Source organism: Sinorhizobium sp. NG07B, from assembly GCF_002532005.1.
Lineage (GTDB): Bacteria > Pseudomonadota > Alphaproteobacteria > Rhizobiales > Rhizobiaceae > Sinorhizobium > Sinorhizobium fredii_C.
Genome location: NZ_NWTD01000005.1, coordinates 63122 through 86034 on the forward strand (window position 1 = coordinate 63122; position 22913 = coordinate 86034).

Here is a 22913-nt window from a genome sequence, read left to right on the forward strand (position 1 = left end):
ATCGTTTTGGCGGGAGCGGGCGGCCAGCCGCGAGTCGATGTCCCCCCTTGTGGGGGAGATGCCCGGCAGGCCAGAGGGGGGTGTTCGCCGCGTTCATCATTCCGCAGCCTCCACCACCGGCGCGGGCTCGAAATCCTCCGGGAAATGTGTCATGGCGCTCATCACCGGATAGGGCGTGAAGCCGCCGAGGGCGCAGAGCGAGCCGAACTTCATCGTGTTGCAGAGATCGGCGAGCAGTTCGCGGTTCTTCTCCGGTTCGATGCCGGCAGCGATCTTGTCCGCCACCTCGACACCGCGGGTTGAGCCGATGCGGCAGGGCGTGCACTTACCGCAGCTCTCGACGGCGCAGAACTCCATGGCGAAGCGCGCCTGCTTCAGCATGTCGGCCGTGTCGTCGAAAACCACGATGCCGGCATGGCCGATCAGCCCATCTTTCGCCGCGAAGGCCTCGTAATCGAACGGCGTATCGAACAGCGCCCGCGGGAAATAGGCGCCGAGCGGACCGCCGACCTGCACCGCTTTAACCGGTCGGCCGCTTGCCGTGCCGCCTCCGATCGCGTCAACGATCTCACCGAGAGTCAGGCCGAACGCCGTCTCGTAGAGACCGGCATGCTTGACGTTGCCGGCGATCTGGATCGGGATCGTACCGCGCGAGCGGCCCATGCCGAAATCGCGGTAGTAGGCGGCGCCCTTCTCGAGAATCACCGGCACCGAAGCGAGCGAGATGACGTTGTTGATGACCGTCGGGCAATCGAACAGACCCTTGTGGGCCGGCAGCGGCGGCTTGGCGCGCACCAGCCCGCGCTTGCCCTCGAGACTGTTCAACAGCGACGTCTCCTCGCCGCAGACATAGGCGCCGGCGCCGGTCCTGACTTCCATGTCGAAGGCATGCGCCGAACCGAGAACGGAGGTGCCGAGCACGCCGGCGGCGCGCGCGACCTCGATCGCAGCGCTCATCGCCGCGATCGCATGCGGATATTCTGAGCGGGTGTAGACGTAACCCTTGGTGGCGCCTGTTGCGATGCCGGCGATTGCCATGCCCTCGATAAGCACGAAGGGGTCGCCCTCCATAATCATCCGGTCGGCGAAGGTACCGCTGTCGCCCTCGTCGGCATTGCAGACGATGTATTTTTGCGGCCCCGCCGTTTCGAGGACGGTCTTCCATTTGATGCCGGTCGGGAAGCCGGCACCACCGCGACCGCGCAGGCCGCTTTCGGTAACTTCGGCGACGATCGCCGCCGGCGCCAGCGAGACGGACTTCTGAAGACCGCACAGGCCCCCATGGGCGCGATAGTCGTCGAGCGACAGGGGATCGATGACTCCGCAGCGCGCGAAGGTCAGCCGCGTCTGGTTCTTGAGGAAGGGGATCTCTTCCGTCTTGCCGAGGCAGAGCGGATGCGCGTCGCCCGAGCTGAACCCGGCATCGAGGAGCGAGGCGACGTCGCGGGCCCTCACCGGACCGTAGCCAATGCGCCCCTCGGCGGTTTCGACCTCGACTAGCGGTTCAAGCCAGTGCATGCCGCGCGAGCCGTTGCGGATGATCGTTGCGTCGAGGCCGCGCGCCGCGACCGCCTCGGCCATTGCTGCCGCCACCTTTTCGGCGCCAAGGGCAATCGCTGCGGCATCGCGTGGAATGTAGATCTTCACGGTCATCGGCGTGCCTCCGCGACCAGCGCCTCGAGCTCCGCATCGTCAAGCCGCGCATACACCTCGCCATCGAGCATCGCCGACGGCGAGCAGGAACAGAGCCCGAGACAGTAGACCGGTTCGAGCGTCACGGCGCCGTCCGGCGTCGTCTCGTGGAAATCGATGCCGAGCAGCGCCTTGGCGCGCTCGGCAAGCCGATCGCCGCCCATCGACTGACAGGCCTCGGCACGACAGAGTTTCAACACATGCCGTCCGGCCGGGTGCTCGCGGAAATCGTGGTAGAAGGTGACGACGCCGTAGACTTCGGCACGCGACAGGTTGAGTTCGCGGGCGATCACCGGCAGGCATTCCTGCGGCACATAGCCGAACTCGTCCTGGATCTCGTGCAGGATCGGCAGAAGCGGGCCTTCCAGCCCCTTGAGTTCGCCGACGATCGCCAGCGTGCGCTCGGTCACGTCTGCGCGCGGCAGATGAATATTCACCCGAAGAGCCCTCCCGGCTCGCGGCGCATCGAGGTCTTGCTTGGACCGCCACGCCAGATTTCATAGGCTGTTGCAGAGATCGGAGCCTCTTCGCCTCTGCGACAGGCAATAAGCTTCGCGCTTAAGGGCAGAAGGGTCAATAATGCTGTTCCGTCGATCGATAGAAAAAATCTATTAAACGGCATTGCGCTCGCTGAGCATGCGTGCCTCGTGCAGCAAGGCCGAGACCAATGGCGTAAACGGCTCACGATAGGTCGCCACCAGGCCGACCGTGTGGCGCACGTCGGGCTCGACGATCGGAATCAACCGGATATCCTGAGGAAACCCGAAGGATTTCGCGACGTTATGAGGCATGATGCTCGCCCAGCGTCCTGTCCTTACGTGGGAAAAGAGGACGATCATCGAGTTCGATTCGAGCGTTGGGCTCGCCACCGCGCCGGCTTCGGCAAAATGCTGATTGATGATGCGCCGGTTCTGCATGTCGGCCGTCAATAGACAAAGCCGAATATTGCTAACTTCCTTCCAGGTCACGCTTTCGCGATCGGAAAGCGGGCTCTCGGCGGCGGTAACCAGATGATATTGCTCGATCTGAAGCGGCACGCTAGTGACGCGGCCGAGCGGTTCGTTCTCCAGATAGGTCAGTCCCGCGTCGATCTCGAGATTTTCGAGCAGCGCCAGGATCTGCAGCGACGTGGTCGAAAGTACCGAAAAGGTGACGTCGGGATGCTTCTCCTGAAAGGGAGCGGTGATGAGCGGCACCATGGAAAGCGTCGTCGGGATGGCGGCGAGGCGGATGTGGCCGGAAAGGCCCTTGCGCGCCGCGCGCATCTCCTCGCGCATGGTGCGCGTATCGCCGACGATCCGCCGCGCCCATTCCAGCACCCGCTGGCCCTCCGGCGTCAGCCCCTGAAAGCGCGAGCCGCGATTGACGAGAATGACGCCGAGCTGGTCCTCGAGCTGGCGGATCGCCGCCGACAGCGTCGGCTGCGTCACGCCGCACTCTTCCGCCGCGCGACCAAAATGCCGTTCGCGGGCAAGGACGAGGAAGAATTCCAGTTTGTCGATCATTTCTCGCCCTTAGAAATCGCTGCTGGCGACAGCCCCTCACCCTAGCCCTCTCCCCGCACGCGGGGAGAGGGGACCGGAATCGCCCGGCTTGTCCCTTCTGCCACGCGCCGAAGCCGCTTGCTCCTTCTCCCTGAGTGCGGGAAAGAGGGACCTCAACGGCGCGGCATATCCCTTCTCTCCGCATGCGGGAAGAAGGTGCCGGCAGGCGGATGAGGGGCGGAACCGCGCACGACTCGCGCAACTCCTAGCAGATCAACTGCCCACCATTCACCTCCAGCACCTGGCCGGTGATATAGCCGGAAAGCGCATGCGAGGCGAGGAAGAGATAGGCAGGGGCGCAATCCTCGGCGGTTCCGAGCCGTCCGAGCGGAATCGACCTGCGCGTCGCCTCCAGCTTGTCGGGCGTCGAATAGCGCTCGTGGAAATCGGTGGTGATCGTGCCGGGCGAGACGCAATTGACGCGGATGCCTTCCGGTGCCAGTTCGCGCGCCAACGCCTTGGAATAGGTGGCGATGAAGGCCTTTGTAGCGGAATAGATCGACGAACCGGCGCTGCCGCCGGAGCGCGCCGAGATCGACACCGTATTGACGATCGCCGGATGCGCGCCCTTGCGTAGGAGCGGCAGCATCGCCCGGGTCATCTCCACGACCGAGGTCTGATTGAGCTGGACGATCGTCCGGTATTCGTCGTCGGTCAAATCAGCAGCCGGAAAGCGGCCGACCATCGTGCCGGCATTGTTGACGAGAACGTCGAGGCTGTCGAAACGGCTCCTCACCTCGTCGGCAAGGGACTTGACGCCCCGGGGGACGAGAAAATCCGCCGCCGCGAGAAACGCCCTGCCCTCCCCCGCCGCCAGGTCGAGAAAATCGGGGCGGACATCGGAAAGCGTCCGGCCGACATGGACCAGCACGCGCGCACCGCAATCGAGGAACTCCCGCGCAACCTCGAGACCAATGCCCCGGCCGGCGCCGGTCACCACCACATTCATGCCCTTGAACAAGGCCGGATGATACATGGGCTTGCCTACCTCCCTCTCGGAAAACCACGCTGGCGCATCGCATGACGGATTGCAATGGTTGGCCGCTGCGATTGCTGCAGTCGAACTGCCAAACCGCAACCAGCGCTGATTCTGAAATTGCTCTGCTTTCGTTTTTGCATATTATGAAAGCAAACGAAAGCAGAGGGAGCGAAGCATGTATCTCAGCGGACGGCAAGCGGAGATCCTGGAACTGGCCAAGGCCGAGGGCCGGGTGCTCGTCGAGGAACTCGCGCAGCGTTTCTCGGTGACGCCGCAGACGATCCGCAAGGACCTGAACGACCTCTGCGATGCCCGGGTCCTGAACCGCATCCATGGCGGCGCGATCTTTCCGAGCGGCAAGGAGAACGTGAAATACGACGCGCGCCGCCAGATCGCCGCGTCGGAGAAACAGGCGATCGGCCGAGCCGCCGCCGCCCTCATCCCCGACAACGCCTCGCTCTTCATCAATATCGGCACCACCACCGAAGCGGTCGGAGAAGCGCTTCTCGACCACAAGGAACTGATGGTCATCACCAACAATATCAATGTCGCCAATCGGTTGCGGGTCTTCCCCTCGATCGAGGTGGTGATCGCCGGCGGCGTCGTGCGCGGTTCGGACGGCGGCATCGTCGGCGAGGCGGCGGTCGATTTCATCAGGCAGTTTAAGGTCGATTTCGCGGTCATCGGCGCCTCCGCGATCGACCACGACGGCGCGCTTCTCGATTTCGACTATCGCGAGGTGAAAGTCGCACAGGCGATCATCGCCAACGCCCGGCACGTCATCCTCGTGTCCGATTCCACGAAGTTCGAACGCACCGCGCCTGTGCGGATCGGCCATATCTCCCAGGTCCAGACCTTCATCACCGACCGGTGCATCATTGAAAACGTTCGCAAGATCTGTTCCGAGCAAGGGGTCAAGCTGGTCGAAACCGAGGCTTGAGCGCGCCGGCGGGCTGCGGCGAGATTCGGGAAACATTCGTTTGACATTCGAAATGTTTTCATTTTAACTGCCTTCACTTTCGCGATGACATAAATTTGTGCATTGCGAAAAGTGGAGGGGCAATCGCGGTGACAGAGCAGGCAATCTTCGACGTCTTTGTCATAGGCGGCGGCATCAACGGATGCGGCATTGCGCGTGATGCGGTCGGCCGGGGATATTCGGTCGCCCTTGCCGAAATGGACGACTTCGCCTCCGGCACCTCGTCCGGCTCCACCAAGCTCATTCATGGCGGCCTGCGCTATCTCGAGCATTACGAGTTCCGGCTGGTGCGCGAGGCGCTGATGGAGCGCGAGGTGCTCTGGGCAATGGCGCCGCATGTCATCTGGCCGATGCGCTTCGTTCTACCCTATCACAAGGGCGGCCTGCGGCCGGCCTGGCTGATCCGCCTCGGCCTCTTTCTTTACGACCATATCGGCGGCCGCAAGCTGCTGCCGGCGACGAGCACGCTGGACATGACCCGCGATCCGGCCGCCGCGCCGCTGAAGCGCCTCTTCGTCAAGGCCTTCGAATATTCCGACGGCTGGGTCGACGATGCCCGGCTGGTGGTGCTGAACGCCCGCGATGCCGCCGACCGCGGCGCAAGGATCATGGCCCGCACCCGCGTCGTCTCGGCCCGCCGCGGCGACGGCCGCTGGGTGGTCGAAACCGAGGACGCGCTTACCGGCAAGCGCGAAACGGTGCGCGCCCGTCTGCTCGTCAATGCCACCGGCCCCTGGGTCGACCGAGTGCTCGCCGATGCGATCGGCAAGAACGACGTCCACAATGTCCGCCTGGTCCAGGGCAGCCACATCGTCCTGAGAAAGAAGTTCGACGATCCGCGCGCCTATTTCTTCCAGAACCCGGACGGACGGATCATGTTCGCCATTCCCTACCAAGACGATTTCACCCTGATCGGCACCACCGACCGGGATTTCACCGGCAATCCGGCCGAGGTGCGCATCAGCGACGCCGAGATCGATTATCTCTGCAGATCGGCGAGTGAGTATTTCAGCGATCCGGTGACTAAGGACGACATTGTCTGGACCTATTCGGCGGTCCGCCCGCTCTATGACGACGGGGCAAGCAAGGCGCAGGAGGCGACGCGCGACTATGTGCTGCGTCTCGAAGGCCAGACCGGCCAGGCGCCGCTCCTCAATATCTTCGGCGGCAAGCTCACGACCTACCGGCGGCTGGCCGAAGCGGCACTCGATAAGATCGGTGAAGCGATCGGGGCCAAGGGCGGCAAGTGGACGGCCGGATCGCATCTGCCGGGCGGCGATTTTCCGGCTGCGGGTTACGATGCCGAGGTCTCCAAATTGAAAGCGCACTATCCCTTTCTGGCGGCTTCGCATGCCCGCCGACTGGTGCGCCTGTATGGCACGCGCGCGAAGCAGCTTCTCGACAATGCCGCAAGCGAGGCCGATCTCGGAAGGCGCTTCGGAGCCGATCTCTATGCGGCCGAGGTCGATTGGCTCATCGCACAGGAATGGGCATTGCGTGCGGAGGACGTGCTTTGGCGCCGGACAAAGCTGGGACTGAAGCTGTCGCGGGCGGAAGTAGCGGAGCTGGAGGAATACATGCGGGACGCGGCCAGCGCCGCCGCCTGATGTCCTGCAACTGAAATGCCGATGGCTGGGTGGAGAATTCGATGCTTGCAATGAAGAACATATCCAAGGTCGTGGGCGGGGAAACGCATATCCACCCGACCGACCTTGTGCTGGAGCGCGGGTCGCTCAACGTGCTGCTCGGCCCGACGCTGTCCGGCAAGACGTCGCTGATGCGGCTGATGGCTGGCCTCGACAAACCCGCCTCCGGTTCGATCCATTTCGACGGCGCCGACGTCACCGGCGTGCGGGTCCAGCAGCGCTCCGTCGCCATGGTTTACCAGCAGTTCATCAACTATCCGGCGATGACGGTCTACGACAACATTGCCTCGCCGATGCGGATCAAGGGTGTCGACAACGCCACAATCGACCGGGAGGTCCGCAAGGCCGCCGAGCTCCTGAAGCTCACCCCCTATCTCGACCGCACGCCGCTCAATCTCTCCGGCGGCCAGCAGCAGCGCACCGCGCTTGCCCGCGCCATCGTCAAGAATGCCGACCTGGTGCTGCTTGACGAGCCGCTCGCCAATCTCGACTACAAGCTGCGCGAGGAACTGCGCGAGGAACTGCCGAAGATCTTCGCGGCTTCCGGCGCGATCTTCGTCTATGCGACGACGGAACCTTCGGAAGCGCTGCTGCTCGGTGGCAATACCGCCGCCTTGAGCGAGGGCCGCATCACCCAGTTCGGCAGCACCATCGACGTCTACCGCCGCCCGGTGGACATCGTCACCGCCCGCACCTTCGCCGATCCGCCGCTCAACACGATCGCGCTGGTGAAAGCCGGTTCCCATTTCACGCTCGAAGGTAAGCCGGTGCTTTCCGTTCCCGCGCATCTCGCGGCTGTTGCCGACGGGCCGTGCACGGTCGCCTTCCAGCCGCACCACATCTCTCTCGACCACCCCGACGGCAGTGGCAATCCGCTCACCGTCAAGACGGCGATTTCCGAGATCGCCGGGTCGGAAAGCTTTATTCACGTCGGCTTCGCCGATGCGCGCTGGGTCATGCTGGCGCCCGGCATTCACGACATCGAACCGGACGCGACCCTCGAGGTCTTCGTCGACACCCGCCACCTGATGGCCTTCGGGCCGGACGGCCGGGCGACCGGCGGGACCGCGTAAAGGGAGGCGCTGGGAGGAGACCATGGCACGCATCAATCTCGAACATATCCGCCACGCCTATGGCGCCAAGCCCAAGTCGGAAGCCGACTACGCGCTGAAGGAAGTCCATCACGAATGGAACGACGGCGGCGCCTATGCGCTGCTCGGTCCTTCCGGCTGCGGCAAGACCACGCTGCTCAACATCATTTCGGGGCTGATCAACCCGTCGGAAGGCCGCATCCTGTTCGACGGCACCGACGTGACGCAGCTGACGACGCAGCATCGCAACATCGCCCAGGTGTTCCAGTTTCCGGTCATCTACGACACCATGACCGTCTACGACAATCTCGCCTTCCCCTTGCGCAACCGCCATGTGCCGGAGGCCGAGGTCGACCACCGCGTCAAGGAGATCATCGAAATGACCGGCCTCGGCGGCTGGGCGAACAAGACCGCGCGGGGGCTGACCGCCGACCAGAAGCAGAAGATCTCGCTCGGCCGCGGCCTGGTGCGCTCCGACGTCAGCGCCATCCTGTTCGACGAGCCGCTGACCGTCATCGATCCCGAGATGAAATGGGTACTGCGCTCGCAGATCAAGCGCCTGCACAAGCAGTTCGGCTTCACCATGGTCTATGTCACCCACGACCAGACCGAGGCGCTCACCTTCGCCGACAAGGTCGTCGTCATGTATGACGGCCAGATCGTCCAGATCGGCACGCCGGCCGAGCTCTTCGAGTGTCCGCGCCACACCTTCGTCGGCTATTTCATTGGCTCGCCGGGCATGAACGTCCTGCCGGCCGAGATCGCCGGCAACAGGGCAGCGGTCGGCGGCGAGAGCATCGCCCTTAATTTCAAGCCGCAGGTGGCGCCCGGCGCCAAGACCGAGCTCGGCATTCGGCCGGAATTCATCTCGCTGGGCCGCGAGGGCATGCCGGTGGCGATCACCAAGGTCGAGGATATCGGCCGCCACAAGATCGTCCGCGCCCGCTTCGCCGACCGGCCTATCTCGATCATCGTCGACGAGGACGGCGAGATCCCCGCCGAACCGCGCGTCACCTTCGACCCGAAGGCAATCAATATCTACGCCGATTCCTGGCGCATCGGCGAGGAGGCCTGACATGGAAAAGACCTCGAACAACAAGGCCTGGTTCATGGTCCTGCCGGTTCTGGTGCTCGTCGCCTTCTCGGCGGTGATCCCGCTGATGACCGTCGTCAACTATTCGGTACAGGACACCTTCGGCAACAACGAATTCTTCTGGGCCGGCACCGACTGGTTCATGGACGTGCTCGAATCCGATCGCTTCTGGGATGCGCTGACCCGCAACCTGGTCTTCTCGGCGATCATCCTGGCGATCGAGATCCCGCTCGGCATCGTGATCGCCCTCAACATGCCGAAGAAGGGGATCGGCGTGCCGATCTGCCTGGTGCTGATGGCGCTGCCGCTGTTGATCCCGTGGAACGTCGTCGGCACCATCTGGCAGGTCTTCGGCCGGGTCGACATCGGCCTGCTCGGCCGCACGCTCGCCACGCTCGGCATCAACTACAACTACGTGCAAAACCCGCTCGACGCCTGGGTGACGCTGATCATCATGGACGTCTGGCACTGGACGAGCCTCGTCGTGCTGCTCTGCTATGCCGGCCTCGTGTCGATCCCGGATGCCTATTACCAGGCCGCCAAGATCGACGGCGCCTCGCGCTGGTCCGTGTTCCGCTACATACAGCTGCCGAAGATGAAGCGGGTGCTCTTGATTGCCTTCCTGCTGCGCTTCATGGACAGCTTCATGATCTATACGGAACCCTTCGTCGTCACCGGCGGCGGTCCGGGCAACTCGACGACCTTCCTGTCGATCGATCTCGTCAAGATGGCGATCGGCCAGTTCGATCTCGGCCCCGCCGCAGCCCTCTCGATCATCTACTTCCTCATCATCCTGCTCTTGTCGTGGATCTTCTACACCGTGATGACCACCAGCGACGCGCAGGGCTGAGAAAGAAGGGAGGAGACATCATGATGACCAACAAGCAACCGCTTTCGCAGCGCCTCTCCTGGCTGGTGCCGACGATCTACATCGTCTTCCTGCTCCTGCCGATCTACTGGCTCGTCAACATGAGCTTCAAGGAGACGAGCGAGATCCTCAGCACCTTTTCGCTCTGGCCGCAGAACCCGACGCTCCGCAATTACGCGGTGATCTTCACCGACCCCTCGTGGTACAACGGCTACATCAACTCGATCACCTACGTGGTGATGAACACACTGATCTCGGTCAGCGTGGCGCTGCCGGCGGCCTATGCCTTCTCGCGCTACCGCTTCCTCGGCGACAAGCACCTATTCTTCTGGCTCCTGACCAACCGGATGGCGCCCCCGGCGGTGTTCGCGCTGCCGTTCTTCCAGCTCTATTCCGCCTTCGGCCTGATCGACACACATATCGCCGTGGCGATCGCCCACTGCCTGTTCAACGTGCCGCTCGCCGTCTGGATCCTCGAGGGCTTCATGTCCGGCGTGCCGAAGGAGATCGACGAGACCGCCTATATCGACGGCTATTCCTTCCCGCGCTTCTTCGTGAAGATCTTCGTGCCGTTGATCGCCTCGGGCATCGGCGTCGCCGCGTTCTTCTGCTTCATGTTCTCCTGGGTCGAACTTCTGATCGCCCGCACGCTGACGACCACCGACGCCAAGCCGATCGCCGCGACGATGACGCGGACGGTTTCGGCCTCCGGTCTCGACTGGGGCGTGCTTGCCGCCGCCGGCGTGCTGACGATCATCCCGGGCGCGCTCGTCATCTACTTCGTCCGCAATTACATCGCCAAGGGCTTCGCGCTCGGCCGCGTCTAGAGCTGAAACTATTCAAGGGAGATTTCGCCAATGGACTTTTCATGGATGGCATGGACGCTGCCGACAGCGCTGTTTTTCCTGGCGATCGCGCTGATGCTCGTCGGCATGGGCGTCTGGGAATATGTCTCGCCAGGCGGAAACCCACGCGTCGGGGTCCTGCGCTTCGAGACGACCCGCGGTGACCGGCTCTTCGTCTCGCTGCTCGGAAGCGCATTCATTCACCTCGGTTGGCTCGGGCTGGTCGGCGCAAATCTCTGGTGGGCGGTTGCCCTCTCGGTGATCTACGCCGTCGCCGTGTTCCGCTACGTCTGAGGCATCGGAATGAAGGGCGCCGGTTGCGCCCTTCGAAACTGCAAGGAAACGCAATCGCAAAACCCAAAGGGAGGAAATTTATGCGACGGCATCTTTTGACTACGACGGCGGCGATGCTGCTGGCACTTACCGGGACGGCCTTCGCCGGCATGGACGAGGCGAAGCAGTTCCTCGACAAGGAAATCGGCGATCTCTCCTCGCTCGACCGCGCGTCCCAGGAAGCGGAAATGCAATGGTTCGTCGATGCGGCGAAGCCCTTTGCCGGCATGGAGATCAAGGTCGTTTCCGAAACGATTACCACGCACGAGTATGAAGCGAAGACCCTGGCCAAGGCCTTCTCCGACATCACTGGAATCAAGGTCACCCACGACCTGATCGGCGAAGGCGACGTCGTCGAAAAGCTGCAGACGCAGATGCAGTCGGGCGAGAACGTCTACGACGCCTATATCAACGACTCCGACCTCATCGGCACCCATTGGCGCTACCAGCAGGCCCGCAACCTGACCGACTGGATGGCCAACGAGGGCAAGGACGTCACCAACCCGAACCTCGACATCGACGACTTCATCGGCAAGTCCTTCACCACCGCACCGGACGGCAAGCTCTACCAGCTTCCCGACCAGCAGTTCGCCAACCTCTATTGGTTCCGCTACGACTGGTTCAACGATCCTAAGATTCAGGAAGAGTTCAAGGCCAAGTACGGCTACGACCTCGGCGTTCCGGTCAACTGGTCGGCCTATGAGGACATTGCCGAGTTCTTCAACGGCCGAGAGATCGACGGTAAGAAGGTCTATGGCCACATGGACTACGGCAAGAAGGACCCGTCGCTCGGCTGGCGCTTCACCGACGCCTGGCTGTCGATGGCCGGCAACGGCGACAAGGGCATCCCGAACGGCCGCCCGGTCGACGAGTGGGGCATCAAGGTCGACGAGAACTCGCGTCCGGTCGGCTCCTGCGTCGCACGCGGCGGCGACACCAACGGCCCGGCTGCAGTCTATTCGATCGAGAAATACCTGACCTGGCTGAAGAACTACGCTCCGCCGGAAGCTCAAGGGATGACCTTCTCCGAATCCGGTCCGGTTCCGGCCCAGGGTGCGATCGCCCAGCAGATGTTCTGGTACACGGCCTTCACCGCCGACATGGTCAAGGACGGCCTGCCGGTCGTCAACGCCGACGGCACGCCGAAATGGCGCATGGCCCCGTCGCCGCACGGCGTTTACTGGAAGGACGGCATGAAGCTCGGCTATCAGGACGCCGGCTCCTGGACGCTTCTGAAGTCGACCCCGGACGACCGCGCCAAGGCCGCCTGGCTCTACGCACAGTTCGTCACCTCGAAGACCATCGACGTGAAAAAGAGCCATGTCGGCCTCACCTTCATCCGCCAGTCGACCCTCGACCATCCGAGCTTCACCGAGCGCGCTCCGAAGCTTGGCGGGCTGATCGAGTTCTACCGTTCGCCGGCCCGCCTGCAATGGTCGCCGACCGGCACGAACGTGCCTGATTATCCGAAGCTGGCCCAGCTGTGGTGGCAGGCGATCGGCGATGCGTCTTCCGGCGCCAAGACGGCGCAGGAAGCCATGGACTCGCTTTGCGCCGAGCAGGAGAAGGTGCTGCAGCGCCTCGAGCGCGCCGGCATCCAGGGCGATATCGGTCCGAAGCTCGCCGAAGAGCACGATCTCGAATACTGGAACGCCGAAGCGGTGAAGGCCGGCAACCTCGCTCCGCAGCTCAAGGTCGAGAACGAGAAGGAAAAGCCGATCACCGTTAATTACGACGAACTGGTCAAGAGCTGGCAGACCAACTAAGTCCAGCGAACGAAAGCGCCGCCCGGATGTCCGGGCGGCGCCATACGAACGGAGATGCGGCGCCGGGGCTGACAACAGCTCCGGCTTTCGCTTTCCTTGCGGCTGGGAGCCGCACCATTGTTCGGGGCATAGGACCTGACCGAACGCATTACCGCAGTACAACCGCAAACTGTTTCCCCTTTTTCGATAAAGTCAGACTCCGCAGCCGATGCCATAGTTTGCCACCCATCTCGTGGAGGAGGTGTGGGGAATGCACGCAAAGGTATTGGAGGAGATTACCTTGGCAAACAGCGCAGAGGAAACTGCGGCGCAGACGCGCCCGGAGGATGAAAAGCTCGGCATCGGCGCCAACCTGGCCTATGGCCTGCAGCACGTGCTTACAATGTATGGCGGCATCGTTGCCGTGCCGCTGATCCTCGGTCAGGCCGCCGGCCTCAGTCCCGCCGAGATCGGCCTGCTCGTCACGGCTTCCCTTTTTGCCGGGGGCCTCGCCACGATCCTGCAGACTCTCGGCCTGCCTTTCTTCGGAAGCCGGTTGCCCCTGGTCCAGGGGGTATCTTTTTCCGGCGTCGCGACGATGATCGCCATTTCCGGCAATGGCGGCATGCAGTCGGTGCTGGGGGCGGTCATGGCCGCATCGCTGATCGGTCTTCTGATCACGCCGATCTTCTCGCGGGTCACCCGATTCTTCCCGCCGCTCGTCACAGGCATCGTGATCACCACGATCGGCTTGACGCTGATGCCGGTCGCGGCACGCTGGGCAATGGGCGGCAACAGCGCCGCACCCGACTTCGGCAGCCCGGCCAATATCCAGCTTGCGGCGGTAACACTCGTCATCGTGCTCTTGCTCAGCAAGCTCGGAAGCGCCGCGATCTCGCGGCTCTCGATCCTGCTGGCGCTGATCATCGGCACCGGCATCGCCTACTTCGCCGGCATGGCCGATTTCTCCAAAGTGGCCGAAGGACCCTTCTTCGCCCTTCCAACCGTCTTCTACTTCGGCTATCCGACCTTCGAGATTGCCGCGATCGTGTCGATGTTCATCGTCATCATGGTGACGCTGGTCGAGACCTCGGCGGACATCCTTGCCGTCGGCGAAATCATCGAGACGAAAGTGGATTCGCGCCGGCTTGGCGATGGCTTGAGGGCCGACATGCTGTCGAGCCTCGTGGCGCCGGTCTTCGGCTCCTTCACCCAGAGCGCCTTTGCTCAGAATGTCGGGCTGGTGGCGGTCACCGGCGTCAAGAGCCGCTACGTGGTGGCGACGGGCGGCCTATTTCTCGTGATGCTCGGGCTGCTGCCGGTCATGGGCCGCATCGTGGCGGCGGTTCCGAGCGCCGTGCTCGGTGGCGCCGGCATCGTGCTCTTCGGCACGGTTGCGGCGAGCGGCATCCGCACCCTCTCGAAGGTCGACTACAACAACAATATGAACCTCGTTATCGTCGCCACCTCGATCGGCTTCGGCATGATCCCGATCGCCTCCCCCAGCTTCTACGAGCACTTCCCGGCCTGGTTTGCGACGATCTTCCATTCCGGCATCAGTTCTGCCGCCTTGATGGCAATCAGCCTCAATCTGATCTTCAACCACCTGACCACCGGCAACTCCGACCAGCAATCGGTGTTCGTCGCGGGGACGGAGCGGACGCTTCGATACCAGGATATCGCGCGGCTGCACGATGGCGACTATTTTCTCAATGGCAAGCTCTACGACGCGAAAGGCACCGAGGTGCCGGTGATCGCGTCGGAAGCGCACTAGACGCGCGACGCTGTAATCCCGAACCGCCACATCGAATTGTGGCCTCGCCCGAGGGACGCGAACACAACAAAGGAACGGTCATGCAACCAGAACACGAAATGCTCGGACTGCTCGAAACCCTCCTGACCACCATGGAACACGGCATCATCCCGGCGACGGAAGCCGGGGTCGCTGCCGGCAACAAGATATTCGGCGCCGCACTGCTGAGGAAATCCGATCTCTCGATCGTCCTCGTCGAGACCAACAACGAAATCGAGAATCCGCTCTGGCACGGCGAAGTGCATACCTTGAAACGGTTCTACGAACTGGCGGGCACCGAGCGCCCGGGTTCGCGCGACCTCATCTTCCTGTCGACGCACGAACCCTGCTCCATGTGCCTGTCGGCGATCACCTGGGCGGGCTTCGACAATTTCTACTATTTCTTCAGCCACGAGGATTCGCGCGACTCCTTCTCGATCCCGCACGACCTGAAGATCCTCAAGGAAGTCTTCACACTGGAGCCGGGCGGTTACAATCGGACGAACGCCTTCTGGAAGGGCCAATCGATTACCGATCTGATCGCCGAGCTTCCGGAGATCGATCGCGCTCGTCTTCAGCGGCGCGCCGAGGCGATCAGCCGGAAATATGCCGAACTCTCCTCCGCCTACCAAGCTGGCAAGGAGAACAATGCCATTCCGCTGAACTAAGCCCGCCTTCGCGGCTTGGTCTCCGTCGAAGACTGAGCCTTCCCCCTCAATCCTTGCGCTTCCGGCAGTAGAGCTCCAGCCGGTGGCGCACCAGGTCGTAGCCGAGCTCGGCAGCGATTTCCGCCTGCAGTTGCTCGATCTTGTCGGAGCGGAACTCGATCACCGCTCCGGTCTCGATGTCAATCAGATGGTCGTGATGCGGCGCGTCGGCCGTCTCGAAGCGGGCCGTAGCATTCTCGAAAGCGTGCCGCTGCACAACCCCCTGCTGCTCCAGCGCCGACAGGGTGCGGTAGACGGTCGAGAGCGACACGGTCGCGTCGATTTCCTTGGCGCGCCGATGCAGTTCGCTCGCATCCGGATGGTCTTCGGCTTCGGCCAGGATCTTCAGAATCGCCGCCCGTTGGCGGGTGACGCGCACCCCTCCTTCACGAAGAATTCCCTCCAGTTCAGCGATCCGATGCTTGGCTTGTCTCATCCGGCGACACTAGCCAAGGGCAATGGCTTTGAAAATAGCTAGTTGCAAATGGTTCTCATTTGCATTGACTTATGCAGGCCATTCGCCTACCCATAGCGCAGGTTCAAGATTGAGGAGTGATGGATGATCGATCGGACGCGGCGCATGATTCTGACGGCAGCAGCGGCAATGGCTGCCTTTTCCCTCCTGCCCGGCGCGGCAGCGGCGGCGGACAAGTTCAAGGCGGTGACCACCTTCACGGTCATTGCCGACATGGCGCAAAACGTTGCGGGCGACGCGGCGATCGTCGAATCGATCACCAAGCCCGGCGCCGAGATCCACAATTATCAGCCGACACCGCGCGACATCCTGAAGGCGCATGACGCACAATTGATCCTCTGGAACGGCCTCAATCTGGAGCTCTGGTTCGAAAAGTTCTTCCAGAACTTCGACGACATCCCGGGCGTCGTTGTCTCGGAGGGCGTCGAGCCAATGGGCATTGCCGAAGGCCCCTATACGGGCAAGCCGAATCCGCATGCCTGGATGTCGCCTTCGGCGGCGCTGATCTATGTCGACAACATACGCGACGCCCTCGTGAAGTTCGACCCGGCCAATGCCGAGATCTACAAGGCCAATGCCGACGCCTATAAGAAGAGGATCGAGGCCACCATCGCCCCGATCAAGGCAGAGCTCGACAAGATCCCGGCGGAAAAGCGCTGGCTGGTTTCGAGCGAAGGCGCCTTCAGCTACCTCGCCCGCGATTTCGGCCTGAAGGAGCTCTACCTATGGCCGATCAATGCCGACCAGCAGGGCACGCCGCAGCAGGTGCGCAAGGTGATCGACGCAGTCAGGGCCAACCGCATTCCGGTGGTCTTCTCCGAAAGCACCATTTCGCCCGATCCGGCCCAGCAGGTGGCGCGCGAGACGGGTGCCAAATACGGCGGCGTGCTCTATGTGGATTCCTTGAGCGAGGCCGACGGACCGGTCCCGACCTATATCGATCTCCTGCGTGTTACGTCCGAAACGATCGCGAAAGGTCTTTCGCAATGAACCTTCAGGTAAAGGCCCGACCTACTCCGCGGACGGGTCCTCAGGATGAGGGCGGCGGCATTCGCGTCCGCAATGCCACCGTCACCTACCGCAACGGCCACCGCGCCCTGCAGGACGCCTCCTTCGAAATTCCGACCGGCACGATCGCCGCGCTGGTCGGGGTCAACGGCAGCGGCAAGTCGACGCTGTTCAAGGCCATCATGGGCTTCGTCCGGCTCGCCAAGGGCGACATCTCGATCCTCGGGCTCGGCGTCCCGCAGGCGCTGAAGAAGAATCTCGTCGCCTATGTGCCGCAGGCCGAGGAGGTCGACTGGAATTTCCCGGTGCTCGTCGAGGACGTGGTGATGATGGGCCGCTACGGCCACATGAACATGCTGCGCATGCCGAAGCGGGCCGACCATGAAGCGGTCGAGGCGGCACTCGCCAGGGTCGGCATGAGCGATTTCCGCAAGCGCCAGATCGGCGAGCTTTCCGGCGGCCAGAAAAAGCGCGTCTTCCTTGCCCGTGCGCTTGCCCAGGACGGTCGCGTCATCCTGCTGGACGAGCCCTTCACCGGCGTCGACGTCAAGACCGAGGACGCAATCATCCGTCTGCTCGTGGCGCTTCGCGACGAGGGGCGGGTGATGCTGGTCTCCACCCACAACCTTGGCAGCGTGCCGGAATTCTGCGACCGCACCATCCTTCTGAAAAACACGATTCTCGCCTACGGGCCCACCGAGACCACCTTCACCCGCGACAATCTCGAACTCGCCTTCGGCGGCGTGCTGCGCCATTTCGTGCTCGGCGGCGACAGCCTGCACGACGATGCCGATCCCCGCCAGCTTTCCGTCATCACCGACGATGAACGGCCGCTCGTCATGTATGGCGCGAAGGGCCAGATGGTGACCCAACCGGCCAAGCCCGAAACCGAGGCGGACAAGGAATGATCGCAACGCTTCTGGAGCCGTTCACGTATAGCTACATGCTGAACGCCATGTGGGTCAGCGCGCTCGTCGGCGCCGTCTGCGCCTTCCTCTCCGCCTATCTGATGCTGAAGGGCTGGTCGCTGATCGGCGACGCGCTCTCCCACGCGATCGTGCCGGGCGTCGCCGGCGCCTATATGCTCGGCCTCCCCTTCTCCCTCGGCGCCTTCTTTTCCGGCACGCTTGCCGCCGCCGCCATGCTGTTCCTCAACCAGCGCACCCGGCTGAAGGAGGATACGATCATCGGGCTGATCTTCACCTCCTTCTTCGGCCTCGGCCTCTTCATGGTGTCGCTGTCGCCGACGTCCGTGAACATCCAGACGATCGTGCTCGGCAACATCCTCGCCATCACCCCAGCCGACACGTTGCAGCTCGCCATCATCGGCATCGCCTCGCTCCTGATCCTCTCGGCGAAATGGAAGGACCTGATGGTGACCTTCTTCGACGAAAGCCACGCCCGTTCGATCGGCATCAACACAACGCTCATCAAGGTGCTGTTCTTCACGCTGCTCTCGGCTTGCACCGTGGCGGCGCTGCAGACCGTCGGCGCCTTTCTCGTCATCGCCATGGTCGTCACCCCCGGGGCCACCGCCTATCTGATCACCGACCGCTTTCCGCGGCTGATCCTGATCAGCATCGCCATCGGCGCCGCAACAAGCTTCGTCGGCGCCTATGCCAGCTACTTCCTCGACGGCGCGACCGGCGGCATCATCATCGTGCTTCAGACGCTGATCTTCCTCTCCGCCTTCGTTCTTGCCCCCAAGCACGGCCTCATCGCCGCCCGCCGCCGCGCCTCCGAAGCGTTGGAGGTCACCCAATGATGTCGCTCGACATGCTCCTTGTCGTCTTCGAATTCGGGTTCATGCGCAACGCGCTGATGATCTCGGTGCTGGTGGCGATCCCAACGGCGATGCTCTCCTGTTTCCTGGTGCTGAAAGGCTGGTCGCTGATGGGCGACGCCATCTCGCACGCGGTCTTCCCTGGCGTCGTGATCTCCTACATCGTCGGCCTGCCGCTTGCCGTCGGCGCCTTTGCCGCCGGCATGTGCTGCGCGTTGCTCACCGGCTACCTCAAGGACAACAGCCGCATCAAGCAGGACACGGTGATGGGCGTCGTCTTTTCCGGCATGTTCGGCCTTGGCCTCGTGCTCTATGTGAACATCCAGAGCGACGTGCATCTCGACCACATCCTGTTCGGCGACATGCTCGGCATCGGCTGGGGCGACATCCTCGAGACGGGCCTGATCGCACTCCTCGCCGCCGGCATTCTCTCGCTGAAATGGCGCGACCTGCTGCTGCACGCCTTCGATCCGGCCCAGGCGCGTGCCGTCGGCCTGCCGGTCGGCTGGCTGCATTACGGACTGCTCGCCATCCTGTCACTGACGATCGTCGGCGCCTTGAAGGCCGTCGGATTGATCCTTGCCATCGCCATGCTGATCGCCCCCGGCGCAATCGCTTATCTGGTAACGCGGACGTTTCGCGGCATGCTGATCGCTGCGGTCGCCGTCGCCGTCGTCGCCTCCTTCTCGGGCGTCTACCTTTCCTTCTTCATCGACAGCGCCCCGGCCCCGACCATCGTCCTCCTGATGACGGCGATCTTCCTCGTTGCCTTCGCATTTTCCACCTGGCGGACGGCTCGGATGGAAGCGAAGCGGACGAGCGTCGAATAATTCACCAAAGCCCCCTCCCCACCTATGGCCCCACAAGCGGAAGGGTTCTTGGGCTGGTCCTGACTTCGTTCTTCCGAACAGGATGCCCCTTGGACGGCGGCGCCATCATCCCCTATTGTGCGCCGTCTTTCAGGGGTAGAGCGGGCGCGCGGACATCGCCCTCTCCGAGGCGGAGCGACGGTGGCATGGAGAAGAAGCAGAAAGGCCGTTCCGGCGTCGCTTTCTTCCTGTCCGCCGTGGCGCTGGTCTTCACGGCGATCCTGGCGACTGTGCTGCTCGCCAACGAGCAACGCAATCTGAAACAGGTGCTGACGGCGATGGGGTTTCAGGACGTGCTCCGTGAAGCCGCGCCGACGCCGGCGCCCGAAGCGGCCCGCCCGCGTCCCAAGGAAACCGAGCCGTTGCGGGCGCTGCTGCCGGTCCGGACGTTCGCGGACCTCCGCACGCCCGAACAGCAATTCATCCGGCAGATCCGCAGCGACCCGCGCGCTTTGTGCGAGCGCCTGCGCGAGGCCGGTTTTCGCGAACTTGCATGGAAGTCGGCCGAGAGCGGCCGCTGGGAATGTTCCTCGCTCGTGTCCTTTGTCCGCCCCGGCGCGGCGACAAGCTCTTCCATCTTCATCTTCGTCAAAGGCAGCGACGAGGATGAAATCACCTCGTTTCGGGTGAAGCTCAACATCGAGCATTCCGAAGACACCCAGGCGGTTACCAGTGCCGCGGCGACGGCCGCTTCGGTCTTCCTGAAGCAGGTGCACTGGGCCGATAGCGAAAGCGTCACGTTGAAGATACAGGCGCTCAGCGAATTCGATCTCAAGCGCTTCGGCAGCCGCATCCAGTTCAAACGCGAATCCGGCGACACGCCACGCTACAACTTCCTCGCCAACCAGGCGGCGCCCAGGCGGGCGAAAAGCGCCGCCGAGCTTTACTTCGATCGCGAGAAATGGCTGGCGCCATGGGATGGCTCGATTGTTTCCACCATCCGCGGCCCGGAAACTTGGAACAGGACTCCCGCACCACGCCAGCCGAGAACCGAAACCTTGCCTGACGGCGGCGACCCGACCGACAGCACCACGGTCCGCTGACGAAGCGTCAGCGATCGATGCGGGTCGACAGAATGATCGACGACAGCGTCTTTTCGACGCCCTCGATCTCGCCGATCCGATCGATCAGCAGGTCCAGCTCGCTGATCGATGCCGCGGCGACGATGGCGATCAAGTCGAAGCTGCCGCTGACCGAATGCAGGGTGCGGATCTCGCGGATCGCGCTCAACTCCGGCGTCACGCGGCTCAGCGCCCGCGGCGCGATCGTGATCAGCACATGTGCCTTCACCAGTCCCTTTTCGTAGCTTTCCGCCAGCCGCACGCCATACCCGGCGATCACCCCCTCGCGCTCCAGCCGCTCTATGCGCGCCTGCACGGTGGTGCGCGAAAGGCCGAGCCGCCGGGCGATCGTCGCCGTCGGCATGCGCGCATTGTCGCTGAGGATGGCAAGAAGTTCGCGGTCCTTGTCGGTGACCTGCATATCGTCGATCTCTTTCGGCGATATGCCGATTGTCGCCCTCCGATTTACTCGTTTCGATACTTCAAATCAACACTCCTCCGCAGGAAAATAGCCGCTGAAGAGGCTCATACCCTGGGGGAAAAGAATGAAAGACATCGTTATCATCGGCGCCGGCAAGATCGGCTCGACGATTGCCTGGATGCTCGCCCATACCGGCGATTACCGCGTCTGCATCGCCGACCGCAGCGCCGAGCAATTGCAGCAGGTCGAGAGCCACGACGCGATTTCGACCGTCGCCATCGACATCGCCGACAGGAAGGCCCTCGTCGGCTTGCTGACCGGCAAGTTCGCGGTCTTGAGCGCCGCTCCCTTCCACCTGACGGTCGCGATCGCCGAGGCTGCAGCGGAAGCGGAGATCCACTATCTCGACCTCACCGAAGACGTCGAATCGACCCGACAGGTCAAGGCGATCGCGACGGAGGCGAAGACCGCCTTCATCCCGCAATGCGGTCTGGCCCCCGGCTTCATCTCGATCGTCGCCAATGATCTGACCCGGCATTTCGACACGCTCGAAAGCGTGCGCATGCGCGTCGGCGCCCTGCCGCAATATCCGTCGAATGCGCTCAACTACAATCTCACCTGGAGCACCGACGGCGTCATCAACGAATATATCGAACCCTGCGAGGCGATCGTCGAAGGGTCGCTGATCGAGGTTCCGGCAATGGAGGAGCGCGAGGAGTTTTCGCTCGACGGCGTCACCTACGAAGCCTTCAACACCTCCGGCGGCCTCGGCACGCTGTGCGAGACGCTGAAGGGCAAGGTTCGGACGCTCAACTACAAGACGATCCGCTACCCAGGCCACGCGGCGATCTTCAAGGCGCTGCTGAACGATCTCGGCCTGCGCCACCGCCGCGAGGTGCTGAAGGATATCCTCGAGAACGCCCTGCCGACCACAACCCAGGACGTCGTCGTCATCTTCGTCACCGTCTCCGGCTTCCGCCAGGGCCGTCTCATCCAGGAGACCTATGCCAACAAGGTCTATAGCGGCGTCGTTGCCGGACGCATGCACAGCGGCATCCAGATCACCACGGCCGGCAGCATCTGCGCTGTTCTCGACTTGCTAGCCGAAGAAAAGATCCCGACCAGGGGCTTCGTCCGCCAGGAGGACATTTCCCTCGACACCTTCCTCGCCAACCGCTTCGGCCACTACTACGCCCAGAGGCACGAAACGGAACGCGCGGCGGGCTAGATTGCCACGCCTCTTACGAGGCGGATGGAGCGAGAATGCCCGGGCCAAGTCCGGGCATTCTGTGTCTACAGCGGAACTTGGAGTGTCGCATCTCCCCCTCATCCGGCCTGCCGGCCACCTTCTTCCCGCAAGCGGGGCGAAGGGGTATGCCGCGCCCGCTCAAGTCCCCTCTCGCCGCGAGCGGGGTTAAACCCGAGGAGAGGGGCAATTCGGGCTCCAGACGTCCAGCGCGAGCAAACAGTCACAAAAAACCCCGCTCGAGGCGGGGTCCAATGCACTTATTGGTCGTTTCCCTTATCGGGATGTCCCTTTCAGGCGGGGATGACGATCTCCCCGAGCCTCGTCAGTTCGGCGATGAACTGCTCGACGCGGGTCTTCTTCTCGTCGATCGCGCCTTCCAACTCAGCGCGCGCCTCGTCGATGCGGTTTTCGAGGACCGTGCGGTCGAGTTCGTCGACATGCACCGCCGATTCGGCAAGCAGCGTGCAGCCGGTCGGCAGGATGTCGGCGAAGCCACCGAAGACGGCGAAACGCTCTGTCTTGCCGTCGGCCGTCTTGACCGTAACGACGCCCGGCTTGACGGTCGTCATGGTCGGAGCGTGGTTGGCCATCACGGTCATCTCACCCTCGGTTGCCGGGATGACGACTTCGGTCACCTGCGCGGAAAGCAGCAGGCGCTCCGGGGAAACAAGCTCGAAATTGAAACTGTCGGCCATGACCATTCACTTCTGGTAAGCGCGCCGCGGAACGGCGG

General features: G+C 63.0%; 23 protein-coding genes. 16 read left to right on the forward strand and 7 right to left on the reverse strand.

Annotated elements, in window-relative coordinates:
* Window positions 1–96: 96 nt before the first annotated feature.
* From CO664_RS18145 to CO664_RS18160, 4 genes are all read right to left on the reverse strand, one after another.
* Window positions 97–1653 carry an NADH-quinone oxidoreductase subunit NuoF gene (locus CO664_RS18145; RefSeq protein WP_097539526.1) on the reverse strand — a complete coding sequence of 519 codons (1557 nt, stop codon included), beginning with the start codon at window positions 1651–1653 and terminating at the stop codon, window positions 97–99.
* On the reverse strand, window positions 1650–2129 hold the full coding sequence (locus tag CO664_RS18150; protein ID WP_037417677.1) for a formate dehydrogenase subunit gamma: 480 nt from the start codon (window positions 2127–2129) through the stop codon (window positions 1650–1652). Before CO664_RS18150 ends, CO664_RS18145 begins: the two co-directional genes overlap by 4 nt.
* Window positions 2130–2303: 174 nt before the next feature.
* Window positions 2304–3197: a LysR family transcriptional regulator gene (locus CO664_RS18155; RefSeq protein WP_095678015.1), complete on the reverse strand. Its 894-nt coding sequence runs from the start codon at window positions 3195–3197 to the stop codon at window positions 2304–2306.
* A gap of 244 nt (window positions 3198–3441) precedes the next feature.
* Window positions 3442–4212 (reverse strand): SDR family oxidoreductase, encoded by a 771-nt coding sequence (locus tag CO664_RS18160; protein ID WP_097526177.1) that lies wholly within the window; start codon window positions 4210–4212, stop codon window positions 3442–3444.
* 178 nt (window positions 4213–4390) lie between these two features.
* Here CO664_RS18160 and CO664_RS18165 point away from each other — a divergent pair, with 178 nt between their 5' ends.
* The 10 genes from CO664_RS18165 to CO664_RS18210 all read left to right on the forward strand — a co-directional run bounded on the left by CO664_RS18165 (window position 4391) and on the right by CO664_RS18210 (window position 15275).
* Complete coding sequence (locus tag CO664_RS18165) at window positions 4391–5155, forward strand: DeoR/GlpR family DNA-binding transcription regulator (RefSeq protein ID WP_037417687.1); 765 nt, start codon at window positions 4391–4393, stop codon at window positions 5153–5155.
* Between the two features lie 128 nt (window positions 5156–5283).
* Window positions 5284–6801, forward strand: a complete 1518-nt coding sequence (glpD, locus tag CO664_RS18170) for a glycerol-3-phosphate dehydrogenase (RefSeq protein ID WP_097539527.1) — start codon at window positions 5284–5286, stop codon at window positions 6799–6801.
* Between the two features lie 41 nt (window positions 6802–6842).
* Window positions 6843–7913, forward strand: a complete 1071-nt coding sequence (locus CO664_RS18175; protein ID WP_037417693.1) for an ABC transporter ATP-binding protein — start codon at window positions 6843–6845, stop codon at window positions 7911–7913.
* Between the two features lie 22 nt (window positions 7914–7935).
* On the forward strand, window positions 7936–9006 hold the full coding sequence (locus CO664_RS18180) for an ABC transporter ATP-binding protein (RefSeq protein ID WP_097539528.1): 1071 nt from the start codon (window positions 7936–7938) through the stop codon (window positions 9004–9006).
* Between the two features lies 1 nt (window position 9007).
* The gene (locus CO664_RS18185) at window positions 9008–9874 is read left to right on the forward strand and encodes a sugar ABC transporter permease (protein ID WP_097539529.1); all 867 of its coding nucleotides are present in this window, start codon (window positions 9008–9010) and stop codon (window positions 9872–9874) included.
* Between the two features lie 20 nt (window positions 9875–9894).
* A complete protein-coding gene (locus CO664_RS18190) occupies window positions 9895–10719 on the forward strand; it encodes a carbohydrate ABC transporter permease (RefSeq protein ID WP_018235192.1) in 825 nt (274 codons plus the stop codon).
* 30 nt (window positions 10720–10749) lie between these two features.
* A complete protein-coding gene (locus tag CO664_RS18195) occupies window positions 10750–11031 on the forward strand; it encodes a DUF2160 domain-containing protein (RefSeq protein WP_037417702.1) in 282 nt (93 codons plus the stop codon).
* An 80-nt stretch (window positions 11032–11111) separates the two neighbouring features.
* Window positions 11112–12836 (forward strand): ABC transporter substrate-binding protein, encoded by a 1725-nt coding sequence (locus CO664_RS18200; protein ID WP_037417705.1) that lies wholly within the window; start codon window positions 11112–11114, stop codon window positions 12834–12836.
* 280 nt (window positions 12837–13116) lie between these two features.
* A complete protein-coding gene (locus tag CO664_RS18205) occupies window positions 13117–14589 on the forward strand; it encodes a nucleobase:cation symporter-2 family protein (protein ID WP_037418134.1) in 1473 nt (490 codons plus the stop codon).
* 80 nt (window positions 14590–14669) lie between these two features.
* Window positions 14670–15275, forward strand: a complete 606-nt coding sequence (locus tag CO664_RS18210; RefSeq protein WP_097539531.1) for a nucleoside deaminase — start codon at window positions 14670–14672, stop codon at window positions 15273–15275.
* Between the two features lie 46 nt (window positions 15276–15321).
* Here CO664_RS18210 and CO664_RS18215 read toward each other — a convergent pair whose 3' ends face one another.
* Window positions 15322–15750: a Fur family transcriptional regulator gene (locus CO664_RS18215; RefSeq protein WP_037417711.1), complete on the reverse strand. Its 429-nt coding sequence runs from the start codon at window positions 15748–15750 to the stop codon at window positions 15322–15324.
* Window positions 15751–15873: 123 nt separating this feature from the next.
* On the opposite strand from CO664_RS18215, the gene CO664_RS18220 reads away from it, so the two are divergent.
* From CO664_RS18220 to CO664_RS18240, 5 genes are all read left to right on the forward strand, one after another.
* Window positions 15874–16779: a metal ABC transporter substrate-binding protein gene (locus tag CO664_RS18220; protein ID WP_097539532.1), complete on the forward strand. Its 906-nt coding sequence runs from the start codon at window positions 15874–15876 to the stop codon at window positions 16777–16779.
* Entirely contained in the window at window positions 16776–17705 is a 930-nt protein-coding gene (locus CO664_RS18225; protein WP_037417717.1) for a manganese/iron ABC transporter ATP-binding protein, read from the forward strand. Before CO664_RS18220 ends, CO664_RS18225 begins: the two co-directional genes overlap by 4 nt.
* Window positions 17702–18562, forward strand: coding sequence for a metal ABC transporter permease (locus CO664_RS18230; RefSeq protein ID WP_097539533.1), 861 nt, complete (start codon window positions 17702–17704; stop codon window positions 18560–18562). The genes CO664_RS18225 and CO664_RS18230 overlap by 4 nt, the downstream gene beginning before the upstream one ends.
* Window positions 18559–19410 (forward strand): metal ABC transporter permease, encoded by an 852-nt coding sequence (locus CO664_RS18235; RefSeq protein ID WP_037417723.1) that lies wholly within the window; start codon window positions 18559–18561, stop codon window positions 19408–19410. Before CO664_RS18230 ends, CO664_RS18235 begins: the two co-directional genes overlap by 4 nt.
* A 185-nt stretch (window positions 19411–19595) precedes the next feature.
* Window positions 19596–20492 carry a DUF6030 family protein gene (locus CO664_RS18240; RefSeq protein ID WP_097526170.1) on the forward strand — a complete coding sequence of 299 codons (897 nt, stop codon included), beginning with the start codon at window positions 19596–19598 and terminating at the stop codon, window positions 20490–20492.
* Window positions 20493–20499: 7 nt separating this feature from the next.
* Here the strand turns inward: CO664_RS18240 and CO664_RS18245 are convergent, their stop codons facing one another.
* On the reverse strand, window positions 20500–20931 hold the full coding sequence (locus CO664_RS18245; protein WP_037389775.1) for an Lrp/AsnC family transcriptional regulator: 432 nt from the start codon (window positions 20929–20931) through the stop codon (window positions 20500–20502).
* Between the two features lie 124 nt (window positions 20932–21055).
* Here CO664_RS18245 and CO664_RS18250 point away from each other — a divergent pair, with 124 nt between their 5' ends.
* Window positions 21056–22159 carry a saccharopine dehydrogenase family protein gene (locus CO664_RS18250; RefSeq protein ID WP_037417726.1) on the forward strand — a complete coding sequence of 368 codons (1104 nt, stop codon included), beginning with the start codon at window positions 21056–21058 and terminating at the stop codon, window positions 22157–22159.
* A 311-nt stretch (window positions 22160–22470) separates the two neighbouring features.
* Here CO664_RS18250 and CO664_RS18255 read toward each other — a convergent pair whose 3' ends face one another.
* Complete coding sequence (locus tag CO664_RS18255) at window positions 22471–22875, reverse strand: F0F1 ATP synthase subunit epsilon (RefSeq protein ID WP_037389780.1); 405 nt, start codon at window positions 22873–22875, stop codon at window positions 22471–22473.
* Window positions 22876–22913: the final 38 nt, after the last annotated feature.

Coding starts and splice junctions, on each gene's coding strand:
- CO664_RS18220 (WP_097539532.1), top strand. CDS start 15,874: ATGATCGATCGGACGCGGCGCATGATTCTGACGGCAGCAGCGGCAATG.
- CO664_RS18180 (WP_097539528.1), top strand. CDS start 7,936: ATGGCACGCATCAATCTCGAACATATCCGCCACGCCTATGGCGCCAAG.
- CO664_RS18195 (WP_037417702.1), top strand. CDS start 10,750: ATGGACTTTTCATGGATGGCATGGACGCTGCCGACAGCGCTGTTTTTC.
- CO664_RS18145 (WP_097539526.1), bottom strand. CDS start 1,653: ATGACCGTGAAGATCTACATTCCACGCGATGCCGCAGCGATTGCCCTT.
- CO664_RS18225 (WP_037417717.1), top strand. CDS start 16,776: ATGAACCTTCAGGTAAAGGCCCGACCTACTCCGCGGACGGGTCCTCAG.
- CO664_RS18165 (WP_037417687.1), top strand. CDS start 4,391: ATGTATCTCAGCGGACGGCAAGCGGAGATCCTGGAACTGGCCAAGGCC.
- CO664_RS18155 (WP_095678015.1), bottom strand. CDS start 3,197: ATGATCGACAAACTGGAATTCTTCCTCGTCCTTGCCCGCGAACGGCAT.
- CO664_RS18235 (WP_037417723.1), top strand. CDS start 18,559: ATGATGTCGCTCGACATGCTCCTTGTCGTCTTCGAATTCGGGTTCATG.
- CO664_RS18215 (WP_037417711.1), bottom strand. CDS start 15,750: ATGAGACAAGCCAAGCATCGGATCGCTGAACTGGAGGGAATTCTTCGT.
- CO664_RS18250 (WP_037417726.1), top strand. CDS start 21,056: ATGAAAGACATCGTTATCATCGGCGCCGGCAAGATCGGCTCGACGATT.
- CO664_RS18230 (WP_097539533.1), top strand. CDS start 17,702: ATGATCGCAACGCTTCTGGAGCCGTTCACGTATAGCTACATGCTGAAC.
- CO664_RS18255 (WP_037389780.1), bottom strand. CDS start 22,875: ATGGCCGACAGTTTCAATTTCGAGCTTGTTTCCCCGGAGCGCCTGCTG.
- CO664_RS18160 (WP_097526177.1), bottom strand. CDS start 4,212: ATGTATCATCCGGCCTTGTTCAAGGGCATGAATGTGGTGGTGACCGGC.
- CO664_RS18210 (WP_097539531.1), top strand. CDS start 14,670: ATGCAACCAGAACACGAAATGCTCGGACTGCTCGAAACCCTCCTGACC.
- CO664_RS18175 (WP_037417693.1), top strand. CDS start 6,843: ATGCTTGCAATGAAGAACATATCCAAGGTCGTGGGCGGGGAAACGCAT.
- CO664_RS18240 (WP_097526170.1), top strand. CDS start 19,596: ATGGAGAAGAAGCAGAAAGGCCGTTCCGGCGTCGCTTTCTTCCTGTCC.
- CO664_RS18185 (WP_097539529.1), top strand. CDS start 9,008: ATGGAAAAGACCTCGAACAACAAGGCCTGGTTCATGGTCCTGCCGGTT.
- CO664_RS18190 (WP_018235192.1), top strand. CDS start 9,895: ATGATGACCAACAAGCAACCGCTTTCGCAGCGCCTCTCCTGGCTGGTG.
- CO664_RS18245 (WP_037389775.1), bottom strand. CDS start 20,931: ATGCAGGTCACCGACAAGGACCGCGAACTTCTTGCCATCCTCAGCGAC.
- CO664_RS18200 (WP_037417705.1), top strand. CDS start 11,112: ATGCGACGGCATCTTTTGACTACGACGGCGGCGATGCTGCTGGCACTT.